General features: G+C 47.1%; 12 protein-coding genes, 1 tRNA gene and 1 pseudogene. 5 read left to right on the top strand and 9 right to left on the bottom strand.

Annotated elements, in window-relative coordinates; genetic code table 11:
• Positions 1–30: 30 nt before the first annotated feature.
• Positions 31–564: a rubrerythrin gene (rbr, locus tag Pmgp_RS08050; RefSeq protein WP_282432891.1), complete on the bottom strand. Its 534-nt coding sequence runs from the start codon at positions 562–564 to the stop codon at positions 31–33.
• 156 nt (positions 565–720) lie between these two features.
• On the opposite strand from rbr, the gene Pmgp_RS08045 reads away from it, so the two are divergent.
• Positions 721–900 (top strand): asparagine synthase, encoded by a 180-nt coding sequence (locus Pmgp_RS08045; protein ID WP_134213480.1) that lies wholly within the window; start codon positions 721–723, stop codon positions 898–900.
• 29 nt (positions 901–929) lie between these two features.
• Here Pmgp_RS08045 and Pmgp_RS08040 read toward each other — a convergent pair whose 3' ends face one another.
• The 8 genes and pseudogenes from Pmgp_RS08040 to Pmgp_RS20555 form a co-directional block, all read right to left on the bottom strand.
• A complete protein-coding gene (locus Pmgp_RS08040; protein ID WP_134213479.1) occupies positions 930–1,469 on the bottom strand; it encodes a hemerythrin domain-containing protein in 540 nt (179 codons plus the stop codon).
• A 305-nt stretch (positions 1,470–1,774) separates the two neighbouring features.
• Positions 1,775–2,215: an NUDIX domain-containing protein gene (locus tag Pmgp_RS08035; RefSeq protein ID WP_134213478.1), complete on the bottom strand. Its 441-nt coding sequence runs from the start codon at positions 2,213–2,215 to the stop codon at positions 1,775–1,777.
• Between the two features lie 32 nt (positions 2,216–2,247).
• Entirely contained in the window at positions 2,248–2,709 is a 462-nt protein-coding gene (locus Pmgp_RS08030) for a hypothetical protein (protein ID WP_134213477.1), read from the bottom strand.
• A gap of 96 nt (positions 2,710–2,805) precedes the next feature.
• A pseudogene (locus tag Pmgp_RS20680) lies at positions 2,806–4,076 on the bottom strand (methyl-accepting chemotaxis protein).
• A 303-nt stretch (positions 4,077–4,379) separates the two neighbouring features.
• A complete protein-coding gene (locus Pmgp_RS08020) occupies positions 4,380–5,489 on the bottom strand; it encodes a helix-turn-helix domain-containing protein (protein WP_134213476.1) in 1,110 nt (369 codons plus the stop codon).
• 202 nt (positions 5,490–5,691) lie between these two features.
• Positions 5,692–5,767, bottom strand: a tRNA-Gln gene (locus Pmgp_RS08015).
• Positions 5,768–5,774: 7 nt separating this feature from the next.
• Positions 5,775–5,915, bottom strand: coding sequence for a hypothetical protein (locus Pmgp_RS19705; RefSeq protein WP_192902848.1), 141 nt, complete (start codon positions 5,913–5,915; stop codon positions 5,775–5,777).
• Between the two features lie 85 nt (positions 5,916–6,000).
• Complete coding sequence (locus Pmgp_RS20555) at positions 6,001–6,126, bottom strand: crystallin (RefSeq protein WP_134213475.1); 126 nt, start codon at positions 6,124–6,126, stop codon at positions 6,001–6,003.
• 119 nt (positions 6,127–6,245) lie between these two features.
• Between Pmgp_RS20555 and Pmgp_RS08005 the strand changes: the two genes are divergently transcribed.
• From Pmgp_RS08005 to Pmgp_RS07985, 4 genes are all read left to right on the top strand, one after another.
• Positions 6,246–6,896, top strand: coding sequence for an alpha/beta fold hydrolase (locus Pmgp_RS08005; protein ID WP_134213474.1), 651 nt, complete (start codon positions 6,246–6,248; stop codon positions 6,894–6,896).
• Between the two features lie 616 nt (positions 6,897–7,512).
• The gene (locus tag Pmgp_RS08000) at positions 7,513–8,661 is read left to right on the top strand and encodes a helix-turn-helix domain-containing protein (RefSeq protein WP_134213473.1); all 1,149 of its coding nucleotides are present in this window, start codon (positions 7,513–7,515) and stop codon (positions 8,659–8,661) included.
• 3 nt (positions 8,662–8,664) lie between these two features.
• Complete coding sequence (locus Pmgp_RS07995; RefSeq protein ID WP_134213472.1) at positions 8,665–9,171, top strand: PIN domain-containing protein; 507 nt, start codon at positions 8,665–8,667, stop codon at positions 9,169–9,171.
• Between the two features lie 455 nt (positions 9,172–9,626).
• Positions 9,627–10,574 carry a 3'-5' exoribonuclease YhaM family protein gene (locus tag Pmgp_RS07985; RefSeq protein WP_134213470.1) on the top strand — a complete coding sequence of 316 codons (948 nt, stop codon included), beginning with the start codon at positions 9,627–9,629 and terminating at the stop codon, positions 10,572–10,574.
• Positions 10,575–10,635 lie beyond the last annotated feature (61 nt).

Genomic DNA, 10,635 nt, shown 5'->3' with positions numbered 1-10,635 from the left:
ACAAAACCCGCCTCGAGGCGGGTTTTGCTTTTAGTAGTTTTCGCACCTGAGTTCAAAAAAAGCCTGGGGATGGGCGCAGACCGGGCAGATCTCCGGCGCTTCCTGGCCAAAATGGATGTGGCCGCAGTTCCTGCATTTCCACTCCAGCTGCTCTCCCTTCTTGAAAACAGTCCCGTTATTAAGGTTTTCCAGGAGGGCCAGGTAGCGCTTTTCGTGCTCCTTCTCCACCAGCCCCACCGATTTAAAGAAATCGGCGATTTCGTCGAAGCCCTCTTCCCGGGCTACAGCTTCAAACTCGCTGTACATGGAGGTCCACTCGTAGTTTTCCCCCTCCGCCGCTGCTTTGAGGTTTTCAGCGGTATTGCCGATGCCGTTTAAGAATTTAAAAATTTTCTTGGCGTGTTCTTTCTCGTTATCCGCAGTCTCGAGGAATATGGCGGAAATCTGCTCGTAACCTTCCTTTTTAGCCGTGCTGGCAAAATAGGAGTACTTATTGCGGGCCTGTGATTCTCCGGCAAACGCCGCCTTTAAATTCGCTTCGGTTTTGCTCCCTCTAAGCTCCAAGATTATCGCCTCCTGTAATTTTTTTATATATTTATTGCTTAACTAAATAAATACCTCTGGCAGCTCACTTGTTTTTCAAGCAAAAACACAAATTAACAGACATGAAAAAAGACATTTTTCCAAAAACTAAGCCAAACTCTAAGAAAGGGGGCTTTAATGTTGCCACGGGAGGGATTAATCCCCACGATCCTGGGTACCGCGGTTACCGCCGCCGGACTGGCACTGAGCAACAGAAACCCCGTCGCCGGCTGGGGTATAGCAGGATTTGGCCTGGCTCATATCGTGCTTGGAGCCATTGACCTGCTGGAACACCCCGCTGATCGCCTGGAGTTTTAGAGGGGAGCTTTGAGCTCCTCTCTTTATGTTCAGTCGTTCTTTAAAAACTTGGGCAGGACGTTTTCTTCCTTCCCGATATGTTCAGCCAGCAGATTGGCGATGGCGTAACCGTGCTTGAGAACGCTTTCCCTGTCCACCTCCAGGGGCGGCGGCAGGGTAAGCTTGTCCAGGTTTTTGGGGGTTTCCTTTTTTTCTATGTTTTTAGATAAGGAAATCATGCGGGCCACATGGTCCTTGGCAGTTGGCAGCATTCCCAAACCAGTTACCTGCCCGAGCGACCTGAGGAATCCTTCAAAAGCCTCGTAAAGCAGGTTATGCTCCTCATACATTGCCGTAATGAATGCTTTGCCGGCCTCGCCCGCCTGGACGGCTCTGGGATAAACGTTTTTCTCCTCTTCCCTGAAGTGGGGAATCAGCACATCCTTGATAATCTCAGCGAATTCCCTGAGTTCCCAGATTACGTTTTCGCCGGCCTCACCGTGCTCGATGTCCTTTAAATTCCCCTCAAATTTGGGCAGGATAAAGTATAAAGCAGTGTGTTCATCATGAAATAGCTGGAGCCAGGACACATTTTAACACTCCTCGCAGGCATGATCGTCCCGTAGCCGGGAATGAGCAAATGGGCAGTTTAACGTCTTGCCCGGGACAAACTACTACAGCCGCCTTTACAGTGAGAAACCTGCCTGAGCATCCATTGTTTGCGAAGCATATGAGCACCTCCCAACCTAAATATAGTTTATGCTTATAGCCAAGATTGTTGCATCAAAATGTCTTCCTTGCTATAATCTTCCGGCTTAAAAATTACCCCGGTCTAACTATTGCTGATTATAAAAGTTATTATTTAAGGTTTTATTTCTGAAACATTAAAAAATTATTAATCCAGGTTTTTATTGGCCAGCACATCCTCCACGACCTTTTTATGGTACGGGCCGATAAAAGCTATACCCTCCGTTTTCCCCCGGGACACCCACATAAATTCGGTGTGCTCGCCGCTCAGCACTATCCCGGGCCGGACCGGGCTGTCATCCTGGTACAGGTAAAAAACACCGAACCTTTCCACCCCGTCCGGGAACAACACCACGTAGGTCTTCAGCAGGCGCGGCCTGCCCGGCAGGGTCAGGCCGGTTTCTTCTTTTACCTCCCGCAACAGATCCTCAACCGGCAGACCTGAGATATAATGCCCACCCGGCAGGCCCCACAGGCCTTCCACACCCTTGCCCTGGTATTTGGAATAACGCAGGAGCAGTACTTCCCCCTGGTTTACAATTACCGCGTGCTGCATCACCGCCAGCAGCTTGTGCTTGAATCCTCTCATGGTCCACCTTTAAAACTCGTTTCTTACTAACCTTAATTCTCTGCAAAGAGTTTTTTCCCTCTCTTATTTGGCAAAAGCACAAAATCGGAAAGAAAGGCCAGCAGCAGCAGGCCGCCCACATCTAAAAAATAGCTGTACCACAACTGCCAGCGCGGGTATACAACCATGCCATAGCTGTGCATAACCGCTTCCAAGGCCAGGACTATAACGGCAAAATATACGGTGTAAAGCAGCCTTCGCCCCCAGCGGGCAGGCAGCCAGTTCAGGTACAAAATCGCACCGCCGTAGATTATTATTATTAAAAAGAGAGGCAGGTTTGACAGGTAGACTATCGCTCCGGGATAGACATATAAATTATAACTGGTGCTGAAATAATCCACGGTCACCATAATGGCCACGCCGATCAGCCCGGCCTTCCAGAGCCGGCTAAAACCGCGGCCAACCAGCAATCCCAGCAAGGTCCAGGTAAACAGCGCGCCGTAAAACATGGGCATGCGCAACAGCTCCGTTTTTTACTTATAATTCACATTAACAGAATGTATATGTAACCGGCACATAAAAAAAAACCGCCCTTTCAGGCGGCGCCATGTTTAAAATTTTCCATAGTCCACATTTTCCAGGGATATGATTTCCTGCGGGCTGAGCCTGGCGCTTAACACCGCCCGGTCCTCTGCAGAGGTCAGCCTGGCAGCCTTTTGCGCCGGCGCCCCGGGCTTTTTCCGGGCCAGGTGCAGCTGTCCCACGCGCTTCGGCGCGGCCCCGCCGGTCTTACCAACAGAAGATTCAGCCGGAAGCAAAACGGCATGTTTTTTCAGCTTGAACCTGCCAAGCATCTGCGTAACCATTTCAACCTGGGTCAGCATCTCTTCACTGGCCGCGGCCAGTTCTTCCGAACTGGCCGAGTTCTGCTGGATAACCTGGTCAACCTGGCTCAAACCCTGGTTGATCTGCTCGATGCCCAGGGACTGCTCCTTACATGCTGAGGCTATCTCACCGATCAGATCGGTCACCTTGGCGGCCCCAACCACAATCTCTGCCAAAGCCCTGGAAGTTTCTTCAGCAATTTTTGTCCCCGCCTCAGCCTTTTTGATTGAGCCTTCGATTAATTCAGCAGTCTCTTTGGCAGCCCTGGCGCTCCTCTGACCAGGTTTCTCACTTCCCCGGCCACTACGGTAAATCCCTTGCCGTGCTTGCCGGCACGGGCAGCCTCTACCGTGGCGTTCAGAGCCAGCAGGTTGGTCTGGAAGGCAATCTCGTCTATGGCCTTGATAATTTTAGATATACTGGCGGCGGACTCGTTAATGTTTTCCATAGCCCTGACCATCTGGGCCACCTGCTCGTTGCCCCTGACCGCGTTGGCTTTGGCCTGAACCGCCAGACTACTGGCCTGCATGGCGTTTTCCGCGTTTTTCTTGGTTTGCGAGTTCATCTCCTGCATCGAAGAAGCAATCTCCGACATGGCGCTGGCAGACTCAGCCGCTCCCTGCGACAGGTCCTGACTGGAACCGGAAACCTGCTGCGTGCCTATGGCAACCTGGTCAATGGCCATAAAAACCTGCCTGAGTATTTCATCCATCGAGACGAGGGTTGTATTCAAGGCGTCTTTAATGATCGCGTGCTCTCCCTGATAGTCGCCTGTGACGGCAACATCAAGGTTCCCCTCAGCCATTTCTTTCAGGCACTCAGTCGCCTCACAAATCGGCCTGACCACCGCGTCCAAAGTGTTGTTAACACCTTCGATAACCTTGCGAAATTCACCATGGTGCGCAGCGGCTTCAGCCCGCGTGCAAAGTTTGCCCTCCACCGCCGCCCTGGTCAGCAGGTCAGCGTCTGCCACCAGGTTTTGGATGGCCTCCGTCATTTTAATTAATGCGGGGAGTAATGTGTCATGCTCACTTCTGCGCCCTATTTTCTTTAATTCGGCCAGGTCGCTGAAGTTGCCGCCGCTCACGTGATTAACAATCTGCACAACCCGCAATAAGCGCGCCTGCACTTCATTGGCGGCTTCCTTAAGATCACGCCAGGCGCCGGAATACTCTCCGGTCATGCTTTGAGTATAATCGTTTACCGCCGTCCTGCTTAATACAGCTAAAAGTTCACTCACTGGAGCGGCCACAGCTGCTCTACCAATTAAGCTAATGGCCCTAAAACCTCCTGATCTATATTATTTGCAGTTGTTTTGAAGCTTTTCAGTTATAATCTGAAAAAGCCGCTCATCTGAAAGCACTGAAAAAACCGGATTATTAACGATCACATCAGCCATGCTTTTTCTGATAGTTTTTTCATCCCGGGGAAGATCCGTTCCCAGATCGAGCTTATCCAGCCATCTTTCAAAAAGGTCAAAAAAGGCATCGCCGTGCAGGCTCAGGGGATATATGCCACTTGTTACGATCTCAGTATACTGCTGCAGCATATCAAGCGTTTTATCACGATTGCCCTGCATAATATATCCCTGAGCGGCAGAAATATAAAGGCCGACCAAAACGCCGGGGTGCAAATGCCTCATGTCAAACACTTCCGCGATGTTAAGCGCGCGCCGCAGCACTTCTTCGAATTTTGAAGGGTCATCCGTACACAGCATAAGGTAAGCGGGGAAAAAATTAAACAGGACGACGATATTCTGATAAATCCCGACCTGCAAAACGGATTTTGCCTCGTCAGCGCGTCCCGTCATTTGGTAAGCGGATGCCAAAATTGATTCGGGCGGCAACGCAGGCGCGACTGTTCCATCCAATAGCTCCAGCGCGGTATTTGGATCGCAGGCGGCAAGGCTGCACAGAGCTTCCATATACAAAGCCTGCCTTGTAAGCGATACATCGTCGCTTTCCTCCTTGACCCGGATAAAAAGAGCCCTGGCTTCCTCAATCAAAGATGCCGATTTTTGCGGGTCCTTCAGCAGTTCGGCATGGTTGATCATCAGAATCCCCATTTGCAGCAGCAACGGAAAGCATGAATAGTATTTTTTAATGATCTGACGGCAGTCATCCATTACCGTATCAAAGGGTTTTGACGCAAAATCAGATGATAGTTTCCGGTACAGCTTTCGAATATCTTCTTTTGCCATTTGTGGCTTATAATCCATCAATTCGTCAATGCTGATGTTAAAGTATGCAGCCAGCTGCGGAAGAAAGGTTACGTCAGGATAACTCTGCTCTGTTTCCCATTTTGAAACGGACGCCTTGGAAACCCCAATGTAATTTGCCAGTTCATCCTGGGTAATACCCTTTTCCTTGCGTTTTTTCACAAGCACTTTTGCAATATTGATTTCCTTCATATGAACCACCTCCTGTTTATATTTTAGAAAACTGGCCGAAGCAAATCAATGGATTAGAAGTTAACTTAGGTTGAATAAATCAACCTGTGCGATACTTTTTAAATCCGTACTGCCATCAAGAAGGGTTAATAGTATGGTTAATTGGTGCGTTAAAAAATAAAAACAACATGTAGGTTTGCATCCTTACATGTTGTTTTACAATTGGCTGGGGCGGCTGGATTCGAACCAACGAAATGCCGGAGTCAGAGTCCGGTGCCTTACCGCTTGGCGACGCCCCAGTGAAAGTCAGTTTATGCTTAATTTTTTTGAAATAAGCTCTTTTTCTTTTAGTATTGACAGGTAATCATCAGGATTAAACAAACCTTCGATGATAAAGGGGACAGGTAAAAAACCTACTTCGTCCAGCAAATAATCCTGGCCGCTCAATAAAACGGGATCCTGAACTTATGGTTGGTAAAACCGCTGATATGGACTATTTTAATCCTACGTTCAAAACGTTTCAATATTTTTTTCAAATAATTTTCATGCCTGAGCAATGGATGGTCATCCACCTTTTACTGTAGATATTTTGCTGTGATTTGATATTGTTCCACTCAAAAACAGAACCGATAATATCGCCGCAAATTGCTCCGATCAAATATGAAACCTCCTGAGATAGGTGTCACTAACCGCCATGTCTATAATCTCCCTGAGGCGCCCATATCGACGCTGACAGTCGAGCAATTCGTCTCCGATGCGCAGGAGCTAACCCAGTTAATGCGCGTACGTTTTCACCAGGATAAAATTTATGTGATGGGGCTGTCATGGGGCACCATCCTGGGCACCAAGCTGGTGCAGCAGTATCCTGACCTGTACCACGCCTATATCGGAACCGGCCAGATGGTCAACACGACCGAAAACGACCGCATGAGCTACGAGATCGCGCTCAGGACTGCTACCGAGAGAAACGACAGCGGTACAGCTGACAAACTGCGCCGCAATGGCCCGCCGCCCTATACCGGGAATGGCATGGCTATGAAGTATGCGATGTACAATAACATCCTGTTTGACATAATGGGCTCAGCCAGGCTGGAGGCAGTTTTACTGCTGGCACCACAGTTCGCGCGGGAATACGGGCTGCTTGATAAAGTGAATTTTGCCCGAGGGCTGGTAGAATCATTCTCGGTTGTATATCCCCAACTGCAGGACCTCGATTTCACGACGCAGGCCTCCAAGCTAGACGTACCTGTGTACTTTCTCGTAGGGCGGCAGGATATTAATGCGATAGCATCGCTGGTAGAGCGGTATTACAATGTGCTTGAAGCACCGCATAAGGAGCTAATCTGGCTTGAGTCGGGGCATGGGGCCAGTTCGGAAGAGGTTTTGGATGCGATGGTGAATCATGTACTGACGCAGGCAACCCATTAGTCAGTACCTAACCTTTCGTGAAATTTGGGCTTTGAATCAGGAAATTAACTAAAATTTCTGTAACTTGGCACAAATCCAGCAGGAATTACCTAAAAAGTGGCGAACAACATAATATACAAACGGAGTCTGCCAAGGGACATGTAAATCCCCCGGACTTGGCGAGATAGCAGGGTTGCCCGACCTTTTCTATCTGCTTTGTAGCTTTCAAAGTCTGAACAGTAAAAAGAGCATCCTGGCCGATGTTCTTTTTACTTTTTCAAACCCTTCAAGGGCATCGCCCCTTTCAAAAATCATTTTTCCTTAGTGACTCCCTTAAATGGCTTCCCACCTGATTTATCGTCCATGAATCTACCGGTAATGCTGTCGCGCTTTACCCATGTGCCGGATTTTGGGTTATGAGCTTGAGACCGGTTAGTTACTGCGCACTGCCGGTAGTTATTACCAGTATTTTTGGCCATCATACTACCCCCTCTCTTCATGGTAAATTGTGGACACCAATATGTCGATCAAAGTATAAACCAAAAATTTATTATTGACAAGTGCAATTATCAAGTATACAAATCAAGTATACTTGTATATAATAATTATATATATATTATTGAGGGAGGAGGGTTTTATGGATTTAAAAATTATTGGTACGAATTTACGCAGAATTCGTGAGGCAAAAGGTTTGACTCAATCCGAAATGGCAGACCGGGCTGGGATTTCAAGGATCGCTTATAGAAATATTGAAAACGGCAGCTCTACCCCAAAAGTATCAACCCTGCAAAATATTGCTAACGGTGCTGGAGTAAAACTCCAAGATTTGTTCGTTCCGGTCCGCACCTTAAAGAATGTCAGATTTCGGGCATCCAAAAGGATGAACAGCAGGGATAATATTTTGGCTGAAGTAACACGGTGGCTTGATGATTTTAATAATCTAGAAGGATTATTAAAGGACAGAAAAAAATATCGATTTAAAACTCTTACTGAAAAGTTGTCTTCAATGCCAAGAGGAGGTGACAGAGCTAAGTTCGCAGCCGAACAAGCAAGATTAGAATTAAAACTCAATAAAACTGAGACTATCCATGATATCGCTGGTTTACTTGAATCATGCGGCATAAAGGTATACCCACTAAATCTTGTATCAGATGATTTTTTTGCCTTATCTGTGGCAGAGGATGATGGAGGCCCTGCTGTAATTGTTAATGTGTGGGAACGAATTTCAGTTGAGCGGTGGATTTTTAGCGCTGCTCATGAACTTGGGCACTTGCTTCTTCATTTTGATACCTATAAAGTTGAAGAAAGTGCTGAAGACGATGACCAGGAATATGAAGCGAATATCTTCGCTTCTCATTTCCTCATGCCGGAAGAAGCCTTTAAATCAGAATGGGATGATACTTTTGGCTTGCCCTTTGTCAGTCGAGTTCTAAAAGTAAAGCGGATTTTTCAGGTTAGTTACAAAACTGTTTTATATCGCCTTTCTGAAACTCTAGGTAATTCTATATGGGGGAAATTTCAGATTGCTTATAAGCTGAAATCTGGTAAAACATTGGGTATCAAGGATGAACCAGAAGCTTTGCCACCAGATAAATTTCTACAATATCCAGAAGTATTACGTTCCCAGGAACCTGACTCCCTATCCCCATCACACTTCTTAGAAGACCGTTTATATAGATTGGTACGCAACGCTATTGAAAAAGATGAAATCACTATGAGTCGTGGTGCTGAAATACTGAGAATAGACCTTGAAGATATGCGTGATATAGTTTCTTCGTGGGTGTAATAAATGGGAACAACGAAGAGGCAGTTCCTAATTCTTGATGCTAATACACTTATAGATTTCTGTACATGTGACAAGACAATTATTAAATTGATTTGTGCATATGTTGGACAAATATACTTAGCTACGCCTGTTTTGTCTGAAATTAAAGAAATAGATGCGGGTGAATGCATTGAACTTGGAATTAAGCTTGTTGAACCTGAACTGGATCAGGTTATGTTGGCGGTAGAAAAAAGAGGCTCCTTATCTTTTCAAGATAATATATGTTTAATTCTTGCCAAAAAAAATGGCTGGACGTGTGTAACAAACGATAAACCTTTAAGACGGGAGTGTAAACTTGAAGGCATACCGCTGATATGGGGTATTCAACTTATTTGTATATTAGTTGAATCTGGCGGACTGCCTGTTAAACATGCGAGGGATATTATTTTAGAAATACAGGAGAACAACCCGAAATACATTACTGACAATATTGTACAAAAAGCCTTTAAAAGACTTGGGATAGGCGACTGATTCATCTTCCTAACGTTTTGAGTCTGGCAATTCAGAATCAACCAACAGTAAATCAAGGTGACATTGAGAGGGCTGGTCAGGCAGTGGGCACCGCGCTTGGCCTGACATTCTGGGGAATACTCTGGTTCTTCCCAACCGCCGGACTGGGAATCTTAGCTCTCGTCACAAGGCCCAAGGAAAAAGTTGCATTGCCGGAAACAAAACTGTGCGGTCATTGCGGCAAGTATTTCACGGGTAATCCCGCCTATTGCCCTAACTGCGGTGAAGGTATAAGTGGGTCTTCCTAAAACAATTTTTCTATTGTATGAGATCCTCGGAAGCCCCTGGTTTATAGACCAGAGGGCTTTTTTTAAATATTTTACTGCCATCGAACATATTTTCTATTCAATGACAAACATATAGCCAGGAGATGGTTTAGAATTATTATAAAAGGATTATTTGCAGGAGGGTTCTCTATGGCGGAGGTTTTTATTGAGCAACTAATACCCGGGCAGGCAGTAAACAGCATTTTCGTCTTAAAGGCAAAGAAACTGCTGCCTTTACGCAACGGAACAGGGCACTACCTTGCTGTGGTGCTGGGAGACAGGACAGGCCAAATGGAAGGCAGGGTCTGGGAGCCGGTATATGAGATTTATCACAGCTGCCGGGTTGGAGATATTGTGCTTGTTCAGGGTCAGGCTTCAGAGTACAACGGCACGGTTCAAATCCAAATATCGGCTATGTCTGTTTGCCGGGAGGGTGAAACAAATCCGGGAAGGTTCCTACCCTCCAGCAAATTAGAACAGGATGCGGCCAGGGAAAAGATTGTTTCAGTTATTGAGTCCATGCATAACACTCACTTAAAAAGATTGTTGTCCCTGATTTTTTCTGATAATGATTTTCTTAATGCCCTTCTCACGTCCCCCGCCGCCAAGCGCAACCACCACGCTGCCATCGGGGGGCTTATGGAGCATACTTTGGGCATCGTTAGCGCCGCGGAGCAGATAGCGCCTGTTTATCCAAAGATAGACCGTGATTTGCTAGTGGCCGGCGCTCTCCTCCACGACATCGGCAAAGTAGAGGAATACAGCCTCGGCACTGATATAGATTTCACCGACGAGGGCCGCCTGCTGGGACATATTGTCCTCGGCGCACGCCTCCTGGATAAATACATCAGCGGTCTGCCTGAATTCCCTGAGGAACTGAGGCTCAAGCTGCTGCACATGATCGTCAGCCACCACGGGCAGTACGAGTGGCAGTCGCCGAAAAGGCCCAAATTCCTGGAAGCCGCTATTTTGCACCACCTGGACATGATCGACGCAGCGGTGGATATGTTCAGCTCAGCCGTTGAAAGCCGCGCTGACCAGGAGGAGCATTGGACCGGGTGGGTAAAAGGGCTGGACAGGTATGTGTTTTGTAAATAAGTGTCGTAAAAAGGAGGAAAGGTAAGGTTTTGGTCGTATTCCCCTTTAGAGGCATAATCTT

Origin of the sequence: Pelotomaculum propionicicum (genome assembly GCF_004369225.1) — a bacterium.
In the GTDB taxonomy this organism is placed as follows: domain Bacteria; phylum Bacillota; class Desulfotomaculia; order Desulfotomaculales; family Pelotomaculaceae; genus Pelotomaculum_B; species Pelotomaculum_B propionicicum.
This window is presented reverse-complemented; position numbering and strand designations above follow the sequence as displayed.

Excerpts from the sequence above, each read along its gene's own strand:
- Pmgp_RS08035 (WP_134213478.1), bottom strand. The coding sequence starts at position 2,215 with ATGAGAGGATTCAAGCACAAGCTGCTGGCGGTGATGCAGCACGCGGTA.
- Pmgp_RS07985 (WP_134213470.1), top strand. The coding sequence starts at position 9,627 with ATGGCGGAGGTTTTTATTGAGCAACTAATACCCGGGCAGGCAGTAAAC.
- Pmgp_RS08045 (WP_134213480.1), top strand. The coding sequence starts at position 721 with ATGTTGCCACGGGAGGGATTAATCCCCACGATCCTGGGTACCGCGGTT.
- Pmgp_RS08030 (WP_134213477.1), bottom strand. The coding sequence starts at position 2,709 with ATGCCCATGTTTTACGGCGCGCTGTTTACCTGGACCTTGCTGGGATTG.
- Pmgp_RS08000 (WP_134213473.1), top strand. The coding sequence starts at position 7,513 with ATGGATTTAAAAATTATTGGTACGAATTTACGCAGAATTCGTGAGGCA.
- Pmgp_RS07995 (WP_134213472.1), top strand. The coding sequence starts at position 8,665 with ATGGGAACAACGAAGAGGCAGTTCCTAATTCTTGATGCTAATACACTT.
- Pmgp_RS08005 (WP_134213474.1), top strand. The coding sequence starts at position 6,246 with ATGCGCGTACGTTTTCACCAGGATAAAATTTATGTGATGGGGCTGTCA.
- Pmgp_RS08020 (WP_134213476.1), bottom strand. The coding sequence starts at position 5,489 with ATGAAGGAAATCAATATTGCAAAAGTGCTTGTGAAAAAACGCAAGGAA.